Genomic DNA, 25058 nt, shown 5'->3' on the forward strand with positions numbered 1-25058 from the left:
GGCAGCCCCATAAACTATCACTCCTGTCGCTCGCTGTAATCCAGCCGACGGTTAATGTGCGACCGGGGCCGGAGCCTTGAGCGAAGGATTGTGACGATACTGGAAACTGAAGTGGAAAATAACCGCCAACACAAATGCGTATCCGGCAAACACCAGCCAAATCGTCGTCCAGTCTTTAACGCCATCAACGCTGAAGTAATCCACAACATAGCCGCTGAGAATTGCCCCAAGATAAGCGCCAATTCCGTTGACCATCGTCATAAACAACCCTTGCGCACTGGCTCGAATACGCGAATCCACTTCTTGCTCCACAAACACGGAACCGGAGATATTAAAAAAGTCGAACGCACAACCGTAAACCACCATCGAAAGCAGCAGTAAAACGAAACCAAAGGCAGACGGATCGCCCCACGCAAATAACGCAAAACGCAGCACCCAGGCCACCATACTCATCAGCATCACTTGTTTAATACCAAAGCGACGCAAGAAGAATGGGATGGTGAGGATAAATGCCACTTCCGACATTTGCGAAACCGACAGCAAAATCGATGGATACTGAACCACGAAGCTATCAGCAAATTCAGGATTACGCGCAAAATCGTGCAGGAATGGGTTTCCAAACGTATTGGTAATCTGCAACACCGCGCCTAACAACATGGCAAATAAGAAGAAAACAGCCATGCGCGGGTTCTTGAACAATACAAAAGCATCAAGCCCCAGACGGCTTACCCAAGTACGAGAGATCCCACCTTTCACCACTGGTATAGTTGGCAAAGTTAGTGAGTAGAGGGCCAGCGCTAATGACGCTCCAGCTGCAATATAAAGCTGAAGATTGCTAAGTTCAAAGCGCATCAGACTCACGGTCCACATTGCAGCAATAAACCCAATAGTGCCAAAGACGCGGATCGGTGGGAAATGGCTGACGGTATCCAAACCGGCTTTTTCGAGGCTGGCATAAGAGATGGTGTTTGAAAGCGCAATGGTTGGCATAAATGCCATCGCGTTCCCCAGCATCACCCAAAACATCAGTCCTGGCTGATTAATGCTGGCCGCCCAGGCCAGCATTGCCGCACACACCAGGTGGCAGAGCGCATAAACACGATTCGCTGGCATCCATTTATCGGCAATAATCCCAACAATTCCTGGCATTAGCAGCGCAGCAATTCCCTTGGTGCTGTAAACCATACCCACATCAGCCCCCCGGAAACCGAGGGTGTTAATCATGTATGAGCCTAGTGTGACAAGCCAGGCGCCCCAAATGAAATACTGCAAAAACAACATGATTTTCAAGCGAGGTTGAATCGCCATAACGTTAATCGCCATGTGTTTTACCCGGTGTGTTGGAAGTGCCTCAGGCAAGTTTGCCCAGGAAACCGCAAATCAGATTGATAAAGTTCTGGCGCGAAAGTGCCGCAGCCGCCAGGGTTTGCGCATGGGATAGTTGCACACTGCCCAAACCTTCGGCCAGGTTGGTAATCGCCGAAACGGCCACCACTTTCAGGCCACAATGGCGAGCGCTGATCACTTCAGGCACCACCGACATCCCCACTACATCACCGCCGATGATTTGCATCATGCGAATTTCAGCGGCGGTTTCAAAGTTCGGGCCGGGATAGGAAACAAACACGCCTTCAGTCAGCGGGAAGCCCTGCTCTTTTGCGACTTGCTGTAAAACGCCACGGTAATCCGCGTCATAGGCATTTGCCAGTGAGAAGAAACGTTCGCCGAAACGGTCATCGTTAGGGCCGACGGTTGGCGTGCCAGGCATGGTATTAATATGGTCGTTCAACGCAACCAGGCTACCAGGGCCGACTTCGGGGCGTAACGAACCGGCGGCGTTAGTTGAGAACAGAATTTCGCAACCGAGTAATTTGAACGTACGAATCGCGTTAGTCATCACCGACATACCGCGCCCTTCGTAGAAATGACCGCGTCCCTTCATGCAGGCGACGGGAACACCAGCAAGCGTGCCGACCACCAGTTCACCCGCATGACCATGAACGGTGCTTACCGGGAAACCAGGCAGTTCGTCATAAGGGAAAACAACGGCCTGTTCGATTTTCTCAGCCAGTTCACCCAGGCCGGAACCGAGAATGAAAGCCACGCGTGGCACCAGGCCATTAATACGGGAACGGATAATATCTGCGGCGTAGTACGGGGAGTTATCAAAAGTCGGCATCGGGTGCTCCTTGTCATGTGACGAATAATCAGAGTTAGCGTTAACTCAGTTATACCGACTGACAATGGTGCAAAACCAATACTGTTTGGGCGGGTGATTGATAGCGAAAATGTATTGATTGGCTGTGGCCGGTGCCACAGCCTGAGAATTTAGCGGGTCGCCCAGCCTTGTTTGTGCAGATATTCCAGAATAAATGGACGGTTCTCTTTAATGATGGTGCGGCGAATATGGTCGCTCCAGGTGTCGCGTCGCGCGTTGCTATCACGGGAAAGATAGTACTGCGCCATCTCTTCGTCATAATCCGCCAGCACGTTTTCATCAACCGGCTGATAGCTGTTTTCATGCATGATCATGGCGGCTGGAATGCGCGGTTTGATACCGTGATCTTCATCAGGCCAGCCCAGACATAAACCAAACAGCGGTAAAACATGTTTTGGGATGTTCAGCAATTCCGTTACCGCTTCGATGTTATTGCGCAGCCCACCGATGTAAACGCCACCCAACCCCAGCGACTCTGCCGCAGTAAAGGCGTTTTGAGCCAAAATCGCAGTATCAACCGCGCCGAGTAAAAGTTGTTCCGCAAGCCCAAGTTGAGCTTCCGGGCAGATTTGCAGATGGCGGTTAAAGTCGGCACAAAAAACCCAAAACTCTGCGGCTTGCGCGACATGTTTCTGCCCGCCAGTAAGCTGAACAAGTTGCTCACGAAGGGATTTGTCGGTGATGCGAATAATCGAAGTACATTGTAAAAAACTGGAACTGGAGGCCGCCTGGGCACTGGCAATAATTGCTGCACGCTGTTCATCCGTTATCGGCGCATCGGTGAAACGGCGCACAGAACGGTGTGAACGCAGCAGATCAATGGTCGGCGTCATCGTGTTTATCCTTTGGCTTGTCTGAATGAGATTTATCGAGTGGGGCCTGGCCTTTGGTCAGCAGCGGCGCAACGTTTTGAGCCATCGCCCAAACCATAAATGCTGCCGCCGGGAGCATCAGCGCAATGCCTAAAAATACCATGATGATAGCCGCTGTGGCATTCCCAAAGGGTGCGGATAAAGTCACGTAACCGTTCAGGGAAAGATATGACAGCAGTAAAAAAGCGATACCGATAACTTCGAGGATTAACACAGGTTTCGGTAACGCACCGAGTGAACGCATCCGCTTGTCTCCACAGACTGTATAGGTAGCGAGTATTATATTAACAGGTAACACCTTCTTTCCATTCGCAACAGTTAGCGGCATTATAGTCGCCATTCGCCGGTACGTATCGGCCACAAAAAATAAAGGAGATTCCATGTTTGCAGTAATCTTTGGTCGCCCAGGCTGCCCATATTGTGTTCGTGCTAAAGAGTTGGCTGAGAAATTGACCGCTGAGCGTGACGACTTCAACTTCCGTTATGTTGATATCCATGCGGAAGGTATCAGCAAAGCCGATCTGGAAAAAACCGTAGGCAAACCTGTTGAAACAGTACCGCAGATTTTCCTCGACCAGAAACACATTGGCGGTTGTACTGATTTTGAAGCTTACGCTAAAGAACACCTGAGTTTGTTCCAGAACGCAGAATAAGCAGCAGACAGAAAGAAAAAAACCGGCTCACTGAGCCGGTTTTTTTATCGCCGCTGACGGCGGAGCACGCTACGAAGAAACAAATAGCACAATGCTCCAAGAGCACACCAAAACACAGCACTAAACATCCAGGCCATTTCTTGCCAGAACGTTCGCGTTGGCGAGAGCCAAAAGTGAATGATTAACAGACAAAAAGGTGAAGCCAGTACTGCGCCCATCAGCGGTTTGATCACTCGGCCATGGCGTGAAAACACGCTAGCGATAACACCCGGAAGGATAAAAAACAGCAATCCCCACTCAGAATGTTTATCACCCGGGTAGCTGCTGGTGGCACTCAACTTTTGAGACAAAAACACACCAACAAACAACACGAAGCAACAAATGACTCCGAACCAACGTTGTCCACGCATGAACACACATCCTCCTGACGATCGCTTGTATCGAACTTAAATTTACGGCTCTGCACGCAGAAACCTTGCCCCAGTTAGATAAAGTCTCAGCAATCCCTGCTAGAAAATAGGTAGCGCAATTAGCACAATATTCTTACTAGCCGTAAAACTTCATAAAGATTAAACTAACGGCTATTATCAGGTCTGCGCACTGGATATTTTAATGCACTAGAAATACATTAAATTGCGTCGTAATTAGTAGAAACCCTAACGCAAAAAACCATTTCTTTCAACAAGTTACTAGTAAACAAGAAGTTACCCTTCGTGAATATAAACGTCGCAGATTTGTTAAGCGGGAATTACATCCTGTTATTATTTGTTGTTCTGACCTTAGGTTTATGCCTGGGTAAATTACGCCTTGGTCCAGTCCAACTAGGTAATTCCATTGGTGTTTTAGTAGTCTCTTTATTACTCGGCCAACAACATTTTTCCATTAACACAGACGCCCTAAATCTGGGTTTTATGTTGTTCATTTTTTGTGTCGGGGTGGAAGCTGGGCCAAACTTTTTTTCAATTTTCTTCCGCGATGGCAAGAATTACTTGATGCTGGCACTGGTGATGGTGGGAACCGCCATGTTGCTTGCCTTAGGGTTGGGGAAACTCTTTGGCTGGGATATTGGCCTCACGGCGGGGATGCTCGCAGGCTCAATGACCTCAACGCCAGTGTTGGTCGGTGCAGGTGATACCTTGCGACATTCGGGTGCCGCTGGCACCCAATTAGCGACATCGCTCGATAACCTCAGCCTCGGCTACGCACTAACCTATCTTATCGGTCTGGTCAGTCTGATTGTTGGCGCACGTTACCTGCCAAAACTTCAACACCAGGATTTGCAGACCAGCGCGCAACAAATCGCCCGCGAACGTGGCCTGGACACCGATGCCGCACGTAAAGTCTACCTTCCTGTTATTCGCGCCTATCGCGTAGGTTCTGAGTTGGTTGCCTGGGCTGATGGTAAAAACCTGCGTGAATTGGGCATTTATCGCCAGACCGGTTGCTACATAGAACGTATCCGCCGTAACGGCATTCTGGCAAACCCGGATGGTGACGCTGTGCTGCAAAAGGGTGATGAAATCGCACTGGTAGGTTACCCGGATGCGCATTCACGCCTCGATCCAAGTTTCCGTAACGGTAAAGAGGTTTTCGATCGCGACTTGCTGGATATGCGCATCGTTACCGAAGAAATTGTGGTAAAGAACCACAATGCTGTCGGCCGCCGTCTTGGGCAATTAAAGCTGACCGACCACGGCTGCTTCCTAAACCGTGTTATCCGCAGCCAGATTGAAATGCCTATTGACGACAATATCGTGCTCAACAAAGGTGACGTTTTACAGGTCAGCGGTGATGCCCGCCGCGTAAAAACCGTCGCTGAACGTATTGGCTTTATCTCGATTCACAGCCAGATAACTGACCTGCTCGCCTTCTGTGCCTTCTTCATTATTGGCCTGATGATCGGCATGATCACCTTCCAGTTCAGCTCGTTCAGTTTTGGCGTGGGTAACGCTGCAGGCTTGCTATTCGCCGGTATCATGCTCGGCTTCCTGCGAGCCAACCACCCGACATTCGGCTATATCCCGCAAGGGGCGCTGAATATGGTGAAAGAATTCGGCCTGATGGTATTTATGGCCGGCGTCGGCCTAAGCGCCGGTAGTGGCATTGGCAACGGCCTCGGTGCTGTAGGTGGGCAAATGTTGATTGCTGGGCTTATCGTAAGCCTGGTGCCCGTTGTTATCTGCTTCCTGTTTGGTGCATATGTTTTACGTATGAACCGCGCATTGCTATTTGGGGCAATGATGGGTGCACGTACCTGCGCACCAGCGATGGAAATCATCAGCGACACTGCGCGCAGCAACATTCCAGCCCTTGGATACGCCGGGACTTACGCTATCGCTAACGTGTTGTTAACGCTGGCGGGGACGCTTATCGTAATCATATGGCCCGGTTTGTGATCGGTGCCGCAGACAAAGAAAAAAGATTTTTTTATGACAGTGCGAACTTTTTGCCTGGGGCAAAGTCTTAATTAGTGCCACTGCTTTTCTTTGATGTCCCCAATTTGTGGAGCCCATCAACCCCGCCTCTTTGGTTCAAGGTTGATGGGTTTTTTATTGCCTGAAATTTGAGTTCTGTTTTAAATCATAAAGTTATATTGCTTCCTGGAACCAACACGCCATCACCTGCGCCAATATCTGTACATCGTCCATAATTTTGAAAAGTACGATTTGGTGAAGAGGAACTCGAAATGTTACTTAACGGCAAAGTAGCTGTGATCTTCGGTGGTAGTGGTGCCATCGGCAGCGCGGTTGCGCATGTGATGGCGCGAGAGGGGGCGCATGTGTATTTAGGCGCACGCAGTCAGGAAAAGTTGAACCGGGTTGCTGATGATATCCGCGCAGCGGGAGGAAGCGTCGAAACATTCAATATCGACGTGCTTGATGAACAGTCAACAATTGAGCGAACGGCGCAACTGGCGCAGCAAACCGGTGGCTTTGATGTGGTGATAAACACAACCGGTTTTGTGCATGACCAGGGAAAGAGTGTTATTGAATTATCTCTGGCGCAGTTTAGAGAAGGGTTTGACCCGTTCCTCACAGCTCAATTCAATATTTCAAAAGCAGTTGCTCCGCATATGGGCGGCGAACGCGCGGGAAGTATCCTGACGGTAGTGGCTCCCGCAGGCGTAATGGCGATCCCCGGCCACTCTGGCCACATCGTCGGCTGCGCGGGCATTGAAGCGTTTGTCAAAGCTCTCGCCTGCGAACTTGCTCCCAAAAATATCCGCGTTATCTGCGTGCGTTCACATGCGCTTGTCGGCGCGGTTGAGGCAGGTTCCTACACCAACGAAGTGTTCGCTTCTAAGGCACAAGCAATGGGAATAACCGTGGAGCAGTGGGTGGGAGGTGCGGCGCAAAGCACCATGTTGGAACGCCTGCCAACGCTTTCACAAGTAGCGGAACTTATGGCTTTTCTGGCGTCAGATCATGCAGGTGCAATGACAGCAACGGTGGTCAACATGACGGCGGGCACAACAACGACATAACGGGTTTGAAATTCAAACCCTAGCCTACAATTTTCGCCAGCATTCTTCTGAGGTCTTCACGACTCAGCGGGTTCCTGTCGGTCACATAATGTAGCGTCATACCTTCGATAAAAGCATCCAACGCGCGCGCGGTAATCGGGTCAAAGAATGCTTCCAGCACTTGTTGGCTGCGGCACATCCAGTCCTGCATAATGCTTTTTAGCGCCGGGTTGCGGTTGGCGTAAGCGTAAAGCTGATACATCACCTGCATGTTGTACGACGTGGCAATTTTCTCCCCGCAAATCATATCGACTATCGCCTCGCAGGCTTCGTCACGATCACGAGCTTGTTCCATACGGGCGCGGTAATCGTCTGACATCTGATATGCAAACTGCGTGAACGCTTCGCTCAGTAGCGATGCTATGCCATCAAAATAATAGGTCATTGACCCTAACGAAACGTCCGCCGCATCGGCAATCTTACGGTGGGTAATATGACTAATACCGTGTTCTACCAGCATATCCAGCGTGGCTTGCAAAATACGCTCTCGCCGGTCTGGATCGTTGCGCCTCGGGGATTTGCTCATCTTTTTCGCTCGCTAATAACTGACTAAAAGAGTTTACCAGGCAATATGTACAAATGTACACAAACTTGCTAGTGTAATTTGTATTCGCCGCCAACCGGTATTTCCATGTCAGCCGTCATTCCTAACCGCAAATCTACTCAACTTCGCACCTGGGCGCTGTTCGCCTTCTTTTTTCTGCCTGGCCTGGTTATGGCCTCCTGGGCTACACGAACTCCAGCCATTCGCGACACGTTAAGTGTTTCGACTGCGGGTATGGGGATTGTGCTGTTTGGCCTATCGGTGGGCTCGATGAGCGGAATTTTATGCTCCGGCTGGCTGGTTAAGCGTTTTGGGACTCGCAATATCATCCGCAGTGGTATGACATTAATGGTAACCGGCATGCTGGTTATGGGCGTTGCGCTATACCTTTCCTCACCGGTGCTATTCGCTCTAGGCCTGGCCATTTTGGGAGCCGGACTTGGATCAGCCGAAGTCGCGATGAATGTCGAAGGAGCCATTGTTGAAGGGTTGCTGAAAAAGACCGTGCTACCGATGATGCATGGTTTCTATAGCCTGGGCACCCTTGTAGGTGCGGGTATCGGTATGAGTTTAACCGCCCTCAATTTCAGCGCGTATGGGCACTTATTAGTGATTGGCCTACTCGTCATTACGCCAATTGTTATTGCCATTACGGCCATTCCGCATGGAGTAGGTAAGAGCAATACAGCCGTAGATGCAGAAAACCCACACGAGCCCCACCCGCCCTTTTATAAAGATCTGCAGCTGATATTAATCGGCACCATTGTGCTGGCGATGGCATTCGCCGAAGGCTCAGCGAATGACTGGCTGCCGCTTTTGATGGTCGATGGCCACGGTTTTAACCCAACATCTGGCTCGATGATTTATGTCGGCTTTACTCTGGGCATGACAGTCGGGCGTTTTACAGGCGGCTGGTTTATTGACCGTTATAGCCGCGTGACGGTAGTACGGGCCTGCGCGTTCATGGGTATTTTGGGTATTGGTCTGATCATCTTTGTCGATAACGCCTTTGTGGCGGGAATTTCTGTCATTTTGTGGGGATTGGGCACCTCGCTAGGTTTCCCATTAACCATTTCGGCCGCAGGCGATACCGGCCCAGATCCGGCGACTCGCGTAAGCGTGGTTGCTGCATCGGGTTATATTGCATTCCTGGTGGGGCCACCACTACTTGGCTTCCTCGGTGAACATTACGGCCTGCGCCTTGCCATGTTAGTCGTATTAAGTTTGATGGTCGTCGCAGCACTAGTCGCGAAAGCCGTCGCAAAACCAACAGATCTTGTTACTAATTCGCTTGAAGGGAGAGTTCGATGAGTGTGAAATTAATTGCCGTCGACATGGATGGTACGTTCCTGAACGATAACAAAGAGTACAACCGCGCACGCTTTGCTGAACTTTATGCACAGATGAAAGAGCAAGGGATTCGTTTTGTGGTCGCCAGCGGCAACCAGTATTTCCAGTTGATTTCATTTTTCCCGGAGATTGCCCACGAGATCTCTTTCGTTGCCGATAACGGCGGCTGGGTAGTGAGTGAAGAAAAAGATATCTTTAATGGCGAGCTAACAAAACAACAATTCAACACGGTTATAGACCACCTGCTGACACTGCCGCATGTGGATATCATCGCCTGCGGCAAGCGCAACGGCTATACCCTGAAAAGCTATGACGACGCCTTTATCACCATGGCGCGTAGCTACTATCACCGCCTGGAGCTGGTAGAAAACTTCTCGAATCTGGACGACGTGTTCTTTAAGTTCGCGCTGAATCTGCCTGATAGCCTGTTAGATGACACCATGAGCTCCCTGTCTGAAATTCTCGACGGTGTGATGGTGCCGGTCACCAGCGGTCACGGCTCGATTGACCTGATTATTCCTGGTATCCATAAAGCCAACGGTTTGCGGATATTGCAGGAAAAATGGGGTATTGATGACAGCGAAGTCGTGACCTTTGGCGACGGCGGCAACGATATAGAAATGCTGCGCCAGGCCAAATATGGTTTTGCAATGGCAAATGCCCCTGAAAAAATCAAACAGATCGCGTCTTATCAGGCTGGGCATTGCAACCAGCAAGGTGTGCTGGATGTGATTGAAAAAGTTCTGAAGAAAGAAGCGCCGTTTAACGCGTAATACGAAGCGAGGGGCGGCAAAGCCCCTCTCCTCTGCCGTCCTAAAATTGCTTTAGTAGCACCAGCAGACCGTAACCTATGGCAGCCGCCCACAACAGCATCGGCAATGAATAGTAGTGAAAGCGTATCCAGATGCGCCGATCGTTAGCCATGCGCAGAGCTATCAGATTTGCCAACGACCCCGGCAGCAGGCCAAAACCGCCAATGTTTACCGCAAAAGCGAGCAGCACTGAGACTGGAACGTAATTGAGCAGTAAAATGGTTGATGGAACATTGCTGATAAATTGCGATAAACCAATCGCCAGTGCAAACAAACCGCCACTTGAAAGCTGATTAATCCCCGCCAGTGCATGTTGTAATACCGGCAGTTGCGTTATCAGGTAAACGTCGATAAACATCACCATAAACACCAGCAGCAAACTCCAGTCGATACTCAGTAACACCCGGCGCGCCAATAGCAAAAAACCTACCGCCACCACGGCTAGCCCCCAGTTCTCCTGCTTTAACTCCAGCGAAACAATAAATACAACGTAAAGTGCCACGCAGCTCAGCACCAATCGTGGCTGCCACTCATGGCGTTTATCGTGAGTCTGATAGATAAGCTTTTTATTAGGGAAGCAAAACCAACATAACAGAAGCAAACTGGTCATTATCGCCAGCGCCAGCGGGGCCATTTGCCAGGTGAATTCGCCAAACGATAAACCCGAGCGCCCCCACAGCAAAATATTCTGCGGATTTCCAATCGGCGTGAGCAGCGACCCGGCATTCACCGCCAGGGCTTCAAATATGATGAGTCGACTAATCGGTATCGCACATAGTTTTTTCAGCGTAATGGTCAACGGAACAATAATAAATAGCGCGACATCGTTGGTCAGAAACGTAGAAAGCAGAGCCGCTGCGCTGACCAAAAACATCGCCAGGGTTCGTTCGTTATCAAAACGCTTCACCATGCGGCGGCCCAGCACATCGAAATAACCGCTTAGCTCCACGCCTTTGGTCAACATCATTAAACCTGCGAGCGTAATGATGGTATGCCAGTCGATAGCGTGGACCCAACGCTTCGGCTGAAAGGGCGCAACAAAACTCAGCGCCACACCGACAAGCAGCAATAGATGAAGAAAGCGATCGCGAGCAAACGGTCGAACAAGGTTGAGCAACATTACTGCGTGAATCCTCGCTTCTCACTAAACAGGCGAAATGCTTCCAGCGTCTCTTCACTAACGTGGTGCTCAACACCTTCCGCGTCAATTCTTGCAGTTTCTGCACTAATACCCAGCGCGAGGAAAAAGTTTTCGACGATCTGATGACGTTCACGACTCATTTGCGCCAGTTTCTCCCCTTCCGGAGTCAGAAACACACCGCGCCATGGAATTTGTTCAATAAGCCCAACCGAGGCGAGTCTTTTTAACATTTTTGCAACCGTTGGTTGGGAGACACCCAGACGTGCGGCCATATCAACCTGGCGCACCTCGCCGACCTCGCGAATCAAATCAGAAATCAGCTCAACATAATCATCAATTAATTCACGGCGATGCGCTTCCCGCACCTGCCTAAAGCCTTCGACATGCTCTTCAACATTTACCAACGGCATCACTTTCTGTTTATTTTTTTGGCCCGCAGTACGGCTCATGATGCTTCCTCTAACAGTGGCACGGCATCGTCCAATGACGACATTTGGCCCCATTGTAAACCAGCATCACCCAAGCACAAAAATTTAACGAATTAGCAATAGCTATACAATATAGCCTGTGCTATATCTGTATGTAATGCAGTCAGCCTTTAAAGGATCTAAGGGCAGCAGATGTTAAGAGGAGGAAAAAATGAACGAATTTAAGAGGTGTATGAGCGTGTTTACACATTCCCCGTTTCAAGTGCGGCTGATGCTGCTCAATATGTTGTGTGATTGGGTTTCCGGGAAACCACAGCAGGGCGAAAAACCGAAGTCATAGGCAGTCGCCCTGCCTTCTTCTCCTTTAGTCTCTCTGAATGGTTTCTTTGGCCTGTTTGTAATTTTTCATTTAAATAGACTCAGTGAATATCCCGCGTTTTCGAGCTTTAACCCTATCATTTGTCGGATTTGTTACCGGCTTCGCAAAACACATTTCGCTTATCAGTTGATCTTCTTATCGTACCGCTCTATCTTCTTGCAGCCCTGAACATGAAGCGGCCCGCAGATGCGGTCCAGTTTCCTTTCTTTTCCGTCTGTCAGGCAGGTTCTTACCCTCGTCGCCAGGGTTTTCGCATGGCGTTTAGTAGATCTCGATAAACATGAATTTAACGGTTAAAGATACCCTGACGACCCGCGCAATTGCGCTCAATCCGTGGACTGGCTTTTATTTCCTGCAGTCGTTACTGATTAACTTCGCACTCGGTTATGAATTTAGCATTCTCTATGCAGTCGCATTTAGTTGCGTATTAATGCTGCTGTGGCGCAGTGCGCCCAAATTACAAAAAGGTTTACTGGCGATTTGCAGCCTGATTGCTGCAATGTATTTCCCTTTTGGCCAGGCCTACGGCTCGCCGAACTTTAATACCCTGCTTGCCTTGCACTCGACCAACTTCGAAGAATCCACGGAATTGATGACTATTTTCCCGTGGTATAGCTATTTGGTGTCAGTGTTTATTCTGGTGCTCGGTGTTATCGCCGTGCGTCGCAAAGTCACGCCGAAAAAAAGAGCATGGTGCCATTTCGACAGCTTATGTCTGGTGGTGAGCGTGGTCTGCTTCTTTGTCGCACCAGTACAAAACCTGGCTTACGGTGGCGTGTTTAAAATCAAAGACTCTGGTTATCCGGTATTCCGCTTTGTTAAAGATGTGGTGGTTAACAACCAGGAAGTAATCGACGAGCAAACCCGCATGCAGGCCTTCTCACAAATGAAGGACACCTGGAATGTGCTGGCGGTTAAACCGAAGTACCAAATTTATGTAGTGGTGATTGGTGAAAGCGCGCGTCGCGATGCGTTAGGTGCATTCGGCGGTCACTGGGATAACACCCCGTTCGCAAGCCAGGTGAATGGCAATATCTTCATGGATTATGTATCAGCCAGTGGTTCCACACAGAAATCGTTGGGCATGACGCTTAACCGCGTCATTGATGGCAAACCGCAATATCAGGACAACATTATTACGCTGGCAAACCGCGCTGGTTTCCAGACCTGGTGGTTCTCAAACCAGGGGCAAATTGGTGAATACGATACAGCCATTGCCAGCATCGCCAAGCGTGCTGATGAAGTACAGTTCCTGAAAAGTGGGGATTTTGAAGCGGATAAAAATACCCGTGACGAAGCGCTGCTTAAAATGACAGCTCAAGTATTTGCTACCCCGCGCACCACTCCGCAACTGATTGTATTGCATTTGATGGGTTCGCATCCCCAGGCTTGCGACCGTACACAGGGTAAATATAAAGATTTCGTTCAGTCGAAAGAGACCTCTTGTTATATCTACAGCATGACGCAAACCGACGACCTGCTAAAACAGCTCTATCAGCAGCTGCAAAATAGCGGTGAAAGTTTCTCGATGGCTTACTTCTCCGATCACGGTCTTGCCATCAAAGAACGCGGCACCAAGGTGCAATATCTGGCGCATGATGATGAGTTCCAGCAAAACTTCCAGGTACCGTTTATGGTGCTATCAAGTGATGATAAAGAACATCGCCAGATAAAAGCACGGCGTTCAGCGAACGATTTCCTGAATTTCTTCTCGGCATGGACGGGGATTAAAACCAAAGAGTTAACGCCAAAGTACAAGTTCATTTCTGAGCAGAATGCGGGGCCTGTCTACATCACCAACTTTAAGCTTAAGAAGGTGGACTATACTCATTTGCAGACGGATGTGTTTGAAACTAAAACGCGCTAACTCAAATTGCAGAGATAAAAAAATCCGCCACTATAGGCGGATTTTTATTTTCACTAGTTAAAGTGAAATTAGAAGCGGTAACCCACGCCTGCGATCCAGGTGCCAACATCAACATTACGGATGCGGCTCTGCTCGTAGGAAACGTCCAGAGCAACGTTTTCAATTGGGTTGAACTGCATACCTGCGCCGTAGGAGAAACCGTAGTCGCTGGTGTTTGTATCAGTTGCGCCAGTAGTCTGGAATTTACCGTAACCAACACCGACTACACCGTAGATGCTTGCCCAATCGTTGATGCGGTAAGCAGGACCAGCAGTGATGCCGTAGTATTGTGATTTATTGTAAGCGTCAGCTTCGCTGCGGTTTTTCTCGGTGTAAGTGAAAGAACCGATGTAACCCAGCGGGGTGTCGTTTTCATAACGGTATTTCAGGTTGAAACCGCCTGCTTTGTTAGCTTTGCCCTGCATATCGCTTTGTGCGTAGCCACCAGTTACGGTGCTAGCTGCAGATGCGGTACCAACGGAAACGGCCAGAACACAAGCCAGTGCTGAAAGACATGCAATTTTTTTCATAATCCACCTCAAATGTGCTTCAAGTAACTTCTAAGTTTTTAATATATCAAAATTGTGTAAGAAACTCTGCGACATTTACGTTGTCTAACGATTCCTTTCCTGTAACAGAACATTTCCATTACATCGTAGTCCCTTCAATTTGCAGCGCTTTTAACCAAAAACGCGCTAATTATTGGCATGAATCGCAACATCGTCATCCAGATAATTCTTAAACTGCTCTGAACAAAACTTACGCAATCAGGCTGTTATGGTACTGCATCAGACAATTATTTTTTTCAATGAATTCTCAACCAGCCATAACTTATTCATTTACACTGGGGTTACTTTTATTTTTTTGACCGAATTAGACACTGACTGACAGGAAGCAGGATGCCGCTATCGCCACGTAAAACCCCAGTTTGGTTACCCATCGTCGTTCTTTTAATTGCTATGACCTCAATTCAAAGTGGCGCTTCACTTGCAAAATCTTTGTTCCCATTGGTTGGTGCACCAGGCGTTACAGCACTGCGTCTTGCGTTGGGTACGCTAATTTTGGTCGTGATTTTCAAACCATGGCGTTTGCGTTTTAAAGCAGAACAACGTTTCCCCTTGCTGATGTATGGCCTTGCTCTTGGTGGAATGAACTACCTCTTCTATTTATCTATTCAGACTGTTCCCTTGGGTATTGCCGTCGCACTGGAGTTCACCGGCCCGCTTGCGGTAGCGTTGTTTGCATCGCGCCGTGCCGTTGATTTTGTCTGGGTAATTCTGGCGGTACTCGGCTTGTGGTTCCTGTTGCCGCTCGGGCAGTCAATTTCGAGCGTTGACTTAGCGGGGGCCGCTTTTGCTTTGGGTGCAGGTGGTTGCTGGGCGATTTACATTCTGTTCGGCCAAAAAGCGGGGGCCGATCACGGCCCGGCAACGGTGGCTTTCGGGTCGTTAATTGCGGCTGTTATCTTTGTGCCAATTGGCGCCTGGCAGGCGGGTGAAGCGCTTTGGCACTGGTCACTAATACCGCTCGGTCTGGGGGTCGCAATTTTGTCGACGGCACTGCCCTACTCTCTGGAAATGATCGCTCTGACGCGCTTACCGACACGCACTTTTGGTACTCTGATGAGCATGGAGCCTGGACTTGCGGCGCTGTCTGGCATGCTGTTCCTTGGTGAGCATCTGACGCTTGTACAATGGCTTGCACTACTGTCAATTATCGCAGCGTCCATTGGTTCAACACTGACCATCAAACGTGAAGCTCAGATTACCAGCGTTGACGTAAATTAATTCCCCATATTATTTACCGTGGTTATTGTGACCACGGTAAATATTCTCCCGCGATCAAGTCTTTATATTTAGACTTATTCTTAGATACAAACAAAAATTATTCCCATTTAATAATCACACTTTTTTTATTCCAGTAACGCCTCGCAACAATAAATTTAAAATCCATTATTAACAATCAGTTACTAAAATCCATCCTGAACCTGCTATTTGTCTGATAGGTATAACCTGCTCCATTAAAATCAAAATCCGGTGCTATACTTATTTCCGGTAATTCAATTAGACATAACATCAAGAGGAAGAAAGATTATGACTACCGCTAAACTGGTAAAAACCAAATCTACTAACCTACTGCATACCCGTAATGATGTTGCAGACAGCGAAAAGAAAGCTACCGTTGAGCTGCTAAATCGCCAGGTCATTCAGTTCATTGATTTGTCGTTAATTACCAAGCAAGCGCACTGGAACATGCGTGGCGCTAACTTTATTGCCGTTCATGAAATGCTTGACGGCTTTCGTACAGCACTCACAGATCACCTTGATACCATGGCAGAACGCGCTGTTCAGCTCGGTGGTGTTGCACTGGGTACCACGCAGGTCATTAACAGTAAAACCCCGTTGAAGAGCTATCCGCTGGATATTCACAGCGTGCAAGATCATCTGAAAGAGTTGGCTGACCGTTACGCAATTGTGGCAAACGATGTGCGTAAGGCAATTAGCGAAGCGAAAGACGAAGATACTGCTGATATTCTGACCGCCGCATCGCGCGATTTGGATAAGTTCCTGTGGTTTATCGAGTCAAATATCGAATAATTGCTAGCAGTTTGTTACTCCATCCTCCCTTTTTAGGGAGGATGGTTGCACTATTTTAGCGCATGAAATTGTTTACCCCTGCCGCATAAGTTACTCAATTGTAATAATCACTTCACACAATCGTTAACAGACGATTGTTTTGCCGCCTTAATATGCGGTAAAACTACACTTCGCCCTCTCGCAATACTTCACGCACCATAATTGGGCACCAATACAGTGCGCTGCAACCCGCTTGCAACCATTATTGTGCAATGTTACATATTCACATCCTTGCAAAAACAGTAGGTTGAAAAGCTGGCATGATTTTTCCATGTTGCGGCTTACTGATGCAGGGGATTGCCCCATGGATAAACAAGGAAATGCTATGAAGTCGATTTTGAAAGTTTCACTGGCTGCACTCACCCTGGCTTTTGCGGTTTCTTCCCACGCTGCTGAGAAGCAACTGGTCGTAGCGACCGACACCGCATTCGTTCCTTTTGAATTTAAACAAGGCGACAAGTACGTCGGTTTTGATATCGATTTATGGGATGCAGTAGCAAAAGAATTAAAACTTGATTACACCCTTAAGCCAATGGATTTCAGCGGCATCATTCCTGCGCTGCAGACCAAAAACATTGACCTGGCGTTGGCTGGCATCACCATCACCGAAGAACGTAAAAAAGCGATCGAATTCTCTGATGGCTACTACAAAAGCGGCCTGTTAGTGATGGTTAAAGCTGACAACGACTCAGTAAAAAGCGTGAAAGATCTCGACGGTAAAGTGGTTGCGGTTAAGAGCGGCACCGGTTCTGTTGATTACGCGAAAGCCAACATCAAAACTAAAGACCTGCGTCAATTCCCGAACATCGACAACGCATATATGGAACTGGGCACCAACCGTGCTGATGCAGTACTGCACGACACCCCGAATATCCTGTACTTCATCAAAACTGCAGGCCAGGGCAAGTTCAAAGCTGTTGGCGACTCTCTGGAAGCACAGCAATACGGTATCGCCTTCCCTAAAGGCAGCGATGACCTGCGCGTGAAAGTGAACGGCGCACTGAAAACGTTGAAAGAGAACGGCAAGTACAACGAAATCTACAAAAAATGGTTCGGCACTGAGCCAAAATAATAATTCTAAAGTTTTATGAGTGACTCAGGGGCGACCATTTTCGCCCCTGCTATTTTTGAACCACGGTATAACAACCCAAATAATTCGAGTTGCATCGCGGCGGCAAAAGAGCGAGTCCCGATGAGCTTACATAAGTAAGTGATTCGGGTGAGTGATTGCAGCCAACAAAGAGGCAGCTTGAAGTATGAAGGGTTAACAATAGGAAAGAATCATGGAGTTCGACTGGAGTGCCATTTGGCCTGCAATCCCGCTTTTGATTGAAGGCGCCAAAATGACTTTGCTGATTTCGGTCATCGGGTTATTTGGCGGTCTGATAATTGGTCTGGTCGCCGGTTTCGCCCGTACTTACGGCGGCTGGATTGCCAACCACATCGCATTAGTATTTATTGAAGTGATTCGCGGTACGCCGATTGTCGTACAGGTGATGTTTATTTACTTCGCCCTGCCAATGGCCTTTAACGACCTGCGCATCGATCCGTTCAGCGCCGCCGTCGTAACGATTATGATCAACTCAGGCGCCTACATTGCGGAAATTACCCGTGGTGCGGTGCTGTCGATTCATAAAGGTTTCCAGGAAGCGGGTTTGGCCCTCGGCCTGTCTAAGCGCGAAACCATTCGCCACGTGATTATGCCGCTGGCGCTGCGTCGTATGCTGCCGCCATTGGGTAACCAGTGGATTATCAGCATTAAAGATACCTCGCTGTTCATCGTTATCGGTGTGGCTGAGCTGACCCGTCAGGGGCAAGAAATCATTGCCGGGAACTTCCGTGCGCTGGAGATCTGGAGCGCCGTTGCGGTCTTCTATCTGATTATTACTTTGGTGCTGAGCTTCGTGCTGCGTCGCCTTGAAAGAAGGATGAAAATCCTATGATTGAATTTAAAAACGTCTCTAAGCACTTTGGTAAAACCCAGGTGCTACATAACATCGACCTCGATATCAAACAGGGCGAAGTGGTTGTCATTATCGGGCCGTCAGGCTCAGGTAAATCCACGCTGCTGCGCTGCATTAACAAACTGGAAGACATCACCAGCGGTGACCTGTTTGTTGATGGCCTTAAGGTCAACGACCCGAAAGTGGACGAGCGCCTGATTCGTCAGGAAGCGGGAATGGTGTTCCAACAGTTCTACCTGTTCCCACACCTGACTGCGCTTGAAAACGTCGCCTTTGGTCCGATTCGTGTGCGTGGCTTAAGCAAAGATGCCGCCGATAAACTGGCGAAAGAGTTGCTGGCAAAAGTGGGCCTCGCAGAGCGAGCGCACCACTATCCGTCCGAGCTTTCCGGCGGCCAGCAGCAGCGTGTCGCGATTGCCCGCGCGCTGGCGGTTAAGCCAAAAATGATGCTGTTCGATGAGCCAACTTCTGCACTTGACCCGGAACTGCGTCATGAAGTTCTGAAGGTTATGCAGGATCTGGCCGAAGAAGGCATGACGATGGTTATCGTGACTCACGAAGTGGGTTTTGCCGCCAAAGTTGCCTCACGCCTGATCTTCATTGATAAAGGCCGCATCGCTGAGGATGGCAATCCGCAAGAGCTGATTGATAACCCGCCAAGCCAGCGCTTGCAGGAATTCTTGCAGCACGTTTCCTGATAACCTGTTGCGCTTATCCCCCTGCGTCCGCTTTGGCGTAGGTCGGATAAGCGCAGCGTCATCCGACACCAGTTCGATTTTCGCACCAGATAATTCCTGTTTTCCCGACCACAAACCCCCGCGCTCTATACTTATTCCTTTGTCTGACTTTTCAGTTCGGAGGAACGCCGTGCCGCTACTCTTGCTACTGCTGTGCATGTTTAGCTTTCAAACGCAGGCCGTCACTCTACCGGCTGCGGCTGTTGCCGCGTCTGCTCAACAGAACGCGACCACCCCGCCCGCTGAACCTAACCTTGAAGAAAAAAAGAAAGCCTATTCAGCTCTCGCCGATGTGCTGGACAACTCGCAGTCGCGTGATGAACTGATTGGGCAATTACGCAAAGTGGCCGCCACGCCACCGCCTGAACCGGTGCCCGCTATCGTTCCACCAGAACAATTGAGTGAAGACAAAACGGTTCTCGAAAATGTCACCGATGTCAGTCGCCATTACGGTGGAGAGCTGGCGCAGCGGTTTGCGCAATTGCACCGCAATATTATGGGTGCGCCGCATAAGTCTTTTAATTCACAAACTTTTTATAATGCGATCACCCATTTTACGATGCTCGCCGTCAGCGTTTTCGCCTTCTATTTGTTGATTCGCGCTTCTATGACCCCGGTCTGGACGCGCATGGGCAAATGGGGGCGCAAGAAAAACCGCGAGCGTTCGAGCTGGTTCCACCTGCCGCTGATGATCATCGGTGCGTTTATCATTGATCTATTATTGCTGGCGTTGACCATTTTCGTCGGGCAGATCTTTAGCGACATGATGAACGCTGAAAATCGCACTATCGCCCGTCAACAAGGGCTGTTTCTGAATGCCTTTGCGCTGATTGAATTCTTCAAAGCCATCCTGCGTTTAATTTTCTGCCCCCGCTTTCCTGACCTACGGCCATTCCCGGTGACCGACCAAAGCGCAAAATACTGGAATCTTCGCCTTGCGGGGTTAAGCAGCTTGATAGGCTACGGTATTTTGGTTGCGGTACCGATTATTTCTAATCAGGTAAACGTACAGGTAGGAGCGATTGCCAATGTGGTGATTATGCTCTGCATCACCCTTTGGGCTCTGTATCTGATTTTCCACAACAAACGCCAGATTCAGCAAAGTCTGATTCAACTAGCCGACCGCTCAATGGCGTTCTTTAGCCTGTTTATTCGTGCTTTTGCACTGGTCTGGCACTGGCTGGCTAGCGCCTATTTCGTTGTGTTGTTTTTCTTTTCGCTGTTCGACCCGGGCAACAGTCTGAAATGGATGATGGCAGCGTCTGTGCATAGTCTGGCGATTATCGGTATCGCGGCGTTTATCTCGGGCATGTTGTCGCGCTGGCTTGCGAAAACCATCAACCTTTCACCACAGGTGCAGCGCAACTATCCTGAACTGCAAAAACGCCTTAATGGCTGGATCTCCGCCGCCCTAAAAATGGCGCGAATTATGACGGTATGCGTGGCGGTCATGCTGCTACTAAACGCCTGGGGACTGTTTGATATGTGGGCGTGGATTTCCAACGATGCCGGTGAGAAAACTATCGATATTATTATTCGCATCGTGTTAATTCTGCTTTTCTCCGCCGTAGGCTGGACTTTACTGGCAAGCCTGATTGAAAACCGCCTGGCGTCAGATATTCATGGTCGACCGATGCCCAGTGCCCGCACCCGTACACTGCTGACACTGTTCCGTAACGCTCTGGCAGTAGTTATCAGCACCATCACTATCATGATTTTGCTTTCAGAAATTGGAGTGAATATCGCCCCATTACTGGCTGGGGCTGGCGCACTGGGTTTAGCCATTAGTTTCGGCGCGCAAACCCTGGTGAAGGACATTATTACTGGCGTCTTTATTCAGTTTGAAAATGGGATGAATACCGGTGACTTAGTCACCATCGGGCCGATTACAGGTTCTGTTGAACGCATGTCAATTCGCTCAGTAGGCGTGCGCCAGGATACCGGGGCTTACCACATCATTCCGTGGTCATCGATTACCACCTTCGCCAACTTTGTGCGAGGTATTGGTTCGTTTGTCGCCAATTACGACGTGGATCGCCAGGAAGATGTTGAAAAAGCAAACCGAATTCTGAAAGAAGCCGTAGATGAACTGATGGAACAGGATGACATTCGCAAGCTGGTGATTGGTGAGCCGTCGTTTGCCGGAATTGTTGGTCTAACCAACCAGGCCTTTACCGTGCGCGTATCATTCACCACTCAACCTTTAAAGCAGTGGTCGGTGCGATTTGCATTAGACGGGATGGTGAAGAAACATTTTGATGCGGCAGGGATTCGCCCACCGGTACAAACCGTGCAGGTTATGCAACCCGGCAGCGATGCCACTCAGGCACTTCAGGAGTCACAGGCAGCAGCGGGAGCACTGCCACCTGCCAATCCCACTATCTGACTATTTGTAACGTGTAGCAGCCCAACGAGCGCGTTGTGCGTCATTCATAAACGTCCAGGCGATGAAGCGGCTCTGCTTCTGACCCTGGGCCATCTCTTTCTTCACGACTTTCTCAACGCCCGCTTCCTGCAATGCGCGATAAATCAGAGGCAAATTCTCGCCACGAGAAACTAATGAGGTAAACCACTGCACTTGACGGCCAAATTCTTTACTTTCGTTAACCATCTGGGTGACAAAGGCTACTTCACCACCTTCACACCACAACTCTTGTTCACGACCACCAAAGTTCAACGCACCATTTTTATCCTGGCCGAGGTTTACGCGTTTACGTTCGCTACCGCTGCGCGCAGCCTGTGCGGAGTCGTGGAACGGCGGGTTGCACAGAGTGGCGTCGAACATTTCATTCTTGTGGATCACGCCCGGCAAAATTGCGGTCGGGGTTTTCTGGCGACGCACACGAATCAGACGCGAAAGCCCTGGGTTGGCATCAATAATCGCCGTTGCACTGCGCATCGCTTCCGGGTCAACGTCTGTGCCGGTAAAACGCCAGCCATATTCATGCTGCCCGATAAGCGGATAAATGCAGTTCGCACCAACGCCCACATCCAACACTGAAGCCTGAGATGGCACCACACCGCCGTTACCTTCAGCCAATAAATCGGCCAGATGGTGAATGTAATCAGCACGGCCAGGCACCGGTGGGCAAAGAAAACCGTCTGGAATACTCCACTCTTTCACGCCGTAGAAGTGCGCAAGCAGCGCCCTATTCAGCGCTTTCACCGCCATTGGATCGGCAAAATCAACCGTAGTATCGCCATGCGGGCCAGGGCGTAAAAATGCGCTCAATTCCGGGCTGCTTTGCGTCAGAGCAGGGAAATCATAACGGTTACGATGGCGGTTGCGTGGGTGCAGACCCGGTTTAGTGGTGTCAGGGGTTTTCATTGCGGCTTCTCCTTGTGTGGGCGCGTAAGATACTCTGTGAACCCTGCGGGGTAAATACGCCGCGTGATTTTCGCCTGAGATAAATCAACATAAGGTGCGCTATGTCTAAACGCTATTACTACGAACCTGCCGATGGGCATGGTTTGCCGCATGATCCGCTGAACGCCATTATTGGCCCGCGCCCTATCGGCTGGATTGCGTCGTATGACAGCCACGGAAACCGTAATCTGGCTCCCTATAGCTTCTTTAACTGCTTTAATTATCGCCCACCGATTATTGGTTTCGCCAGCAGCGGCTTGAAAGACAGCGTGCAAAATATTCTCGACACCAAAGAGTTCGTCTGGAACCTCACCACGCGAGAATTGGCCGAGCAGATGAATGAGACTTCCGCCGCCATTCCACACGGTGAAGATGAATTTGCTCGCGCCGGGTTAACCGCCGTGCCGGGGCGCAAAGTCAAAGCCAGTCTGGTGGCAGAAAGCCCGGTCAACTTTGAATGCCGCCTTTCGCAGTGCATTCAATTAACCCGCGCTGACGGTGCGGCCATTGATACGTGGCTGGTGCTGGGCGAAGTCGTCGCGGTTCACATTGATGAGTCATTGCTGATTGACGGCATTTATCAGACGGCTCTGGCAAAACCGGTGCTGCGCGCGGGTGGCCCATCGGCTTATTACACCATTGATGAAGCGCACCGCTTCGACTTGATTCGCCCGGACGCACGATAAAATCAGCAAAATCATGTACCTGTATCTGTATCTGGCTGATTTGTAAGTATTTCGTCAAGTAATGTCGTTCAAAAAATGAGCATAAGTCCATCAGTTTTTTGCGTCTTTTAAATGGCGCATTGCACCTACACTTTTAGTGTTGATGTTTTTTTAATCGACCCCCTGAAAGTGATGAGGATGTGATTATGAAAAAATTGCTGTATTTTTCTGCGGTTGTCACCCTTGCGGCATTACCGTTTGCTACCATGGCAGCCCAACAAATGTCTGATATCAACACCAGTGGGCTACGCCCGGCAGGAACCGTTTCGGTGACTGGCGCGGCGAGTCTTGACGATCTACAAACCAAGCTTGGAGAAAAAGCGAAAGAAGAAGGAGCAAAAGGTTTTGTTGTTAACTCGGCTAGTGGTAATGAACGCATGTTCGGCACCGCGACTATTTATAAATAGTCTCAACTCTATTTCCCGGAAATATCCCGCGTAACGGTTTCCCTTATCAGGAAACCGTTATTTTATTGTTAACCTTTGGTGTCAAATAATCTTCAATAAATAGCCATAGTATTTCCGCGCCAATACCTCGGTATTTCCTTGCATTCAAAGTTCTAATCAGAAATTAAATTCCCGCACAACGAAAAATTCATTTATTAATAATTCCAGGAAAGTGAGCGGGGACACAAAAAAGATCTAAAGCAATCCCGTTAGATTAAAAATGTGAAGTGAACACAACATGGTTATCGGACAAATACAATAAGCTGTCATACAGCAATCGCTATCTCGCAATATCACTTAACCTTTTTTGCAGGGAGCATTATTGATGAAACTTTTTACCCTACCACGCCAGTTACTGTGTGCCTCGCTAATAACTTTATGCGCCACAGGCGCAAATGCCGCAGATAAAATCACCCTGAAACTCGCGCATAATCTGGAGCGCAGCCATGTTGTGCATCTGGCCTTTGAAGAATTAGCCAAAGAGGTACAACAACTTTCTGATGGCAATATGCGTATTCGTATTTACCCGAGCAGCCAAATGGGTAGCGCCCGCGAAACACTAGAACTATTGCAAAATGGCGCACTGGATATGACCAAAGGCTCGGCCAGTGATTTGGAATCTTTTGACAATACTTACGCGATTTATAATTTGCCGTATTTATTTAAAGACCAGGCGCATTTTAATCGTGTGGTGTTTGGTGAAGTCGGCAAAGAAATTATGGAATCGACGAAAGATAAAGGGTTCTTTGGTATTTCCGCTTACGTTGCTGGCACCCGTAGTTTTTATGCTAAAAAACCGATTACCAAACCAGAAGATTTAAAAGGGCTGAAAATTCGCGTACAGGCCAGTCCAACAACGCTGAAAATGGTTGAATTAATGGGCGGTTCCCCCACTCCTATTTCCTTCGGCGAAGTGTATACCGCCATGCAGCAAGGCGTGGTCGATGGCGCAGAAAATAATGTGCCGTCCTGGGTTCAGACTCGCCATATCGAAATCGCTAAAGTGTTCTCAGAAGATGAACACACCTCCATTCCTGACTTCCTCGTGATCTCGACCAAAACCTGGGCGAAGCTCTCCCCTGAACAACAGCAAATCCTGATGAAAGCGGCGAAAAATTCCGAAGCGTACCAACAAAAGCTTTGGGAAAAAGTCGATGCCGATTCCCGTGCACAGGCTAAAGCCATGGGCGCGACGATTCTCACCGTTGATAAAGCCCCGTTCCGCGCCGCTGTAAAACCGCTGTATGACGACTTCGCCAAAGATCCAAAACAGGCCGCTTTGCTGGCTAAGTTTGAATCCGCTGCTGAGTGATTTAGAGCGGTAAGTTTCAGCGGGTGATATGTCATCGCCCGCTCG

26 protein-coding genes are annotated in these 25058 nt (G+C 49.2%); 16 read left to right on the forward strand and 10 right to left on the reverse strand.

Annotated features, from left to right (window positions below; genetic code table 11):
* Positions 1-51: 51 nt before the first annotated feature.
* The 4 genes from GC128_RS01190 to GC128_RS01205 all read right to left on the reverse strand — a co-directional run bounded on the left by GC128_RS01190 (position 52) and on the right by GC128_RS01205 (position 3334).
* A complete protein-coding gene (locus GC128_RS01190; protein WP_151992934.1) occupies positions 52-1308 on the reverse strand; it encodes a nucleoside permease in 1257 nt (418 codons plus the stop codon).
* A gap of 43 nt (positions 1309-1351) precedes the next feature.
* Positions 1352-2179: a xanthosine phosphorylase gene (gene xapA, locus GC128_RS01195; protein WP_151992754.1), complete on the reverse strand. Its 828-nt coding sequence runs from the start codon at positions 2177-2179 to the stop codon at positions 1352-1354.
* Positions 2180-2328: 149 nt separating this feature from the next.
* Positions 2329-3051 carry an oxygen-insensitive NADPH nitroreductase gene (gene nfsA / locus GC128_RS01200; RefSeq protein WP_151992755.1) on the reverse strand — a complete coding sequence of 241 codons (723 nt, stop codon included), beginning with the start codon at positions 3049-3051 and terminating at the stop codon, positions 2329-2331.
* Positions 3035-3334 (reverse strand): YbjC family protein, encoded by a 300-nt coding sequence (locus tag GC128_RS01205; protein WP_151992756.1) that lies wholly within the window; start codon positions 3332-3334, stop codon positions 3035-3037. The genes nfsA and GC128_RS01205 overlap by 17 nt, the downstream gene beginning before the upstream one ends.
* 136 nt (positions 3335-3470) lie before the next feature.
* Between GC128_RS01205 and GC128_RS01210 the strand changes: the two genes are divergently transcribed.
* On the forward strand, positions 3471-3743 hold the full coding sequence (locus tag GC128_RS01210) for a GrxA family glutaredoxin (protein WP_034456459.1): 273 nt from the start codon (positions 3471-3473) through the stop codon (positions 3741-3743).
* 44 nt (positions 3744-3787) lie between these two features.
* Here GC128_RS01210 and GC128_RS01215 read toward each other — a convergent pair whose 3' ends face one another.
* Positions 3788-4153 carry an inner membrane protein YbjM gene (locus tag GC128_RS01215; protein ID WP_151992757.1) on the reverse strand — a complete coding sequence of 122 codons (366 nt, stop codon included), beginning with the start codon at positions 4151-4153 and terminating at the stop codon, positions 3788-3790.
* A gap of 303 nt (positions 4154-4456) precedes the next feature.
* Between GC128_RS01215 and GC128_RS01220 the strand changes: the two genes are divergently transcribed.
* Together GC128_RS01220 and GC128_RS01225 are read left to right on the forward strand one after the other, a co-directional pair.
* Positions 4457-6139, forward strand: coding sequence for an aspartate:alanine antiporter (locus GC128_RS01220; RefSeq protein ID WP_151992758.1), 1683 nt, complete (start codon positions 4457-4459; stop codon positions 6137-6139).
* 290 nt (positions 6140-6429) lie between these two features.
* On the forward strand, positions 6430-7227 hold the full coding sequence (locus GC128_RS01225) for an SDR family NAD(P)-dependent oxidoreductase (RefSeq protein ID WP_151992759.1): 798 nt from the start codon (positions 6430-6432) through the stop codon (positions 7225-7227).
* A 19-nt stretch (positions 7228-7246) separates the two neighbouring features.
* Here GC128_RS01225 and GC128_RS01230 read toward each other — a convergent pair whose 3' ends face one another.
* Positions 7247-7792, reverse strand: coding sequence for a TetR/AcrR family transcriptional regulator (locus tag GC128_RS01230; RefSeq protein ID WP_151992760.1), 546 nt, complete (start codon positions 7790-7792; stop codon positions 7247-7249).
* Positions 7793-7897: 105 nt separating this feature from the next.
* Between GC128_RS01230 and GC128_RS01235 the strand changes: the two genes are divergently transcribed.
* Both GC128_RS01235 and GC128_RS01240 read left to right on the forward strand, forming a co-directional pair.
* Positions 7898-9121, forward strand: a complete 1224-nt coding sequence (locus GC128_RS01235) for an MFS transporter (protein ID WP_151992761.1) — start codon at positions 7898-7900, stop codon at positions 9119-9121.
* Complete coding sequence (locus tag GC128_RS01240) at positions 9118-9933, forward strand: Cof-type HAD-IIB family hydrolase (RefSeq protein ID WP_151992762.1); 816 nt, start codon at positions 9118-9120, stop codon at positions 9931-9933. The genes GC128_RS01235 and GC128_RS01240 overlap by 4 nt, the downstream gene beginning before the upstream one ends.
* A gap of 40 nt (positions 9934-9973) precedes the next feature.
* On the opposite strand, the gene GC128_RS01245 is transcribed toward GC128_RS01240, so the two are convergent.
* On the reverse strand, positions 9974-11092 hold the full coding sequence (locus GC128_RS01245) for an anion transporter (RefSeq protein ID WP_151992763.1): 1119 nt from the start codon (positions 11090-11092) through the stop codon (positions 9974-9976).
* Entirely contained in the window at positions 11092-11562 is a 471-nt protein-coding gene (gene mntR / locus GC128_RS01250; protein WP_034456468.1) for a manganese-binding transcriptional regulator MntR, read from the reverse strand. Before mntR ends, GC128_RS01245 begins: the two co-directional genes overlap by 1 nt.
* A 190-nt stretch (positions 11563-11752) precedes the next feature.
* Between mntR and mntS the strand changes: the two genes are divergently transcribed.
* Together mntS and GC128_RS01260 are read left to right on the forward strand one after the other, a co-directional pair.
* Positions 11753-11881, forward strand: a complete 129-nt coding sequence (gene mntS, locus GC128_RS01255) for a manganase accumulation protein MntS (protein ID WP_034456469.1) — start codon at positions 11753-11755, stop codon at positions 11879-11881.
* A 319-nt stretch (positions 11882-12200) separates the two neighbouring features.
* Positions 12201-13787 (forward strand): phosphoethanolamine transferase, encoded by a 1587-nt coding sequence (locus tag GC128_RS01260; protein ID WP_151992764.1) that lies wholly within the window; start codon positions 12201-12203, stop codon positions 13785-13787.
* 68 nt (positions 13788-13855) lie between these two features.
* Here the strand turns inward: GC128_RS01260 and ompX are convergent, their stop codons facing one another.
* Positions 13856-14356: an outer membrane protein OmpX gene (ompX, locus tag GC128_RS01265; protein ID WP_151992765.1), complete on the reverse strand. Its 501-nt coding sequence runs from the start codon at positions 14354-14356 to the stop codon at positions 13856-13858.
* A 369-nt stretch (positions 14357-14725) separates the two neighbouring features.
* On the opposite strand from ompX, the gene rhtA reads away from it, so the two are divergent.
* The 6 genes from rhtA to ybiO all read left to right on the forward strand — a co-directional run bounded on the left by rhtA (position 14726) and on the right by ybiO (position 21549).
* Positions 14726-15613, forward strand: coding sequence for a threonine/homoserine exporter RhtA (gene rhtA, locus GC128_RS01270; RefSeq protein ID WP_034456472.1), 888 nt, complete (start codon positions 14726-14728; stop codon positions 15611-15613).
* Positions 15614-15919: 306 nt separating this feature from the next.
* A complete protein-coding gene (gene dps / locus GC128_RS01275; RefSeq protein WP_064517352.1) occupies positions 15920-16423 on the forward strand; it encodes a DNA starvation/stationary phase protection protein Dps in 504 nt (167 codons plus the stop codon).
* A gap of 364 nt (positions 16424-16787) precedes the next feature.
* Positions 16788-17534: a glutamine ABC transporter substrate-binding protein GlnH gene (glnH, locus tag GC128_RS01280; RefSeq protein ID WP_151992766.1), complete on the forward strand. Its 747-nt coding sequence runs from the start codon at positions 16788-16790 to the stop codon at positions 17532-17534.
* A 211-nt stretch (positions 17535-17745) separates the two neighbouring features.
* Positions 17746-18405: a glutamine ABC transporter permease GlnP gene (gene glnP, locus GC128_RS01285; protein ID WP_151992767.1), complete on the forward strand. Its 660-nt coding sequence runs from the start codon at positions 17746-17748 to the stop codon at positions 18403-18405.
* On the forward strand, positions 18402-19124 hold the full coding sequence (gene glnQ, locus GC128_RS01290) for a glutamine ABC transporter ATP-binding protein GlnQ (RefSeq protein ID WP_064517349.1): 723 nt from the start codon (positions 18402-18404) through the stop codon (positions 19122-19124). Before glnP ends, glnQ begins: the two co-directional genes overlap by 4 nt.
* A gap of 169 nt (positions 19125-19293) precedes the next feature.
* Positions 19294-21549, forward strand: coding sequence for a mechanosensitive channel protein (gene ybiO / locus GC128_RS01295; RefSeq protein WP_151992768.1), 2256 nt, complete (start codon positions 19294-19296; stop codon positions 21547-21549).
* Here ybiO and rlmF read toward each other — a convergent pair whose 3' ends face one another.
* The gene (gene rlmF / locus GC128_RS01300) at positions 21550-22491 is read right to left on the reverse strand and encodes a 23S rRNA (adenine(1618)-N(6))-methyltransferase RlmF (RefSeq protein ID WP_151992769.1); all 942 of its coding nucleotides are present in this window, start codon (positions 22489-22491) and stop codon (positions 21550-21552) included. It abuts the gene before it with no gap.
* A 101-nt stretch (positions 22492-22592) separates the two neighbouring features.
* Here rlmF and GC128_RS01305 point away from each other — a divergent pair, with 101 nt between their 5' ends.
* The 3 genes from GC128_RS01305 (at position 22593) to GC128_RS01315 (ending at position 25013) form a co-directional block, all read left to right on the forward strand.
* Entirely contained in the window at positions 22593-23216 is a 624-nt protein-coding gene (locus GC128_RS01305; protein ID WP_151992770.1) for a flavin reductase family protein, read from the forward strand.
* 185 nt (positions 23217-23401) lie between these two features.
* Positions 23402-23662 carry a DUF1471 family periplasmic protein McbA gene (mcbA, locus tag GC128_RS01310; protein WP_120066066.1) on the forward strand — a complete coding sequence of 87 codons (261 nt, stop codon included), beginning with the start codon at positions 23402-23404 and terminating at the stop codon, positions 23660-23662.
* A 364-nt stretch (positions 23663-24026) separates the two neighbouring features.
* On the forward strand, positions 24027-25013 hold the full coding sequence (locus GC128_RS01315; RefSeq protein WP_120066065.1) for a TRAP transporter substrate-binding protein: 987 nt from the start codon (positions 24027-24029) through the stop codon (positions 25011-25013).
* Positions 25014-25058 lie beyond the last annotated feature (45 nt).

Source organism: Buttiauxella massiliensis (assembly GCF_902500225.1).
In the GTDB taxonomy this organism is placed as follows: Bacteria; Pseudomonadota; Gammaproteobacteria; order Enterobacterales; family Enterobacteriaceae; genus Buttiauxella; species Buttiauxella massiliensis.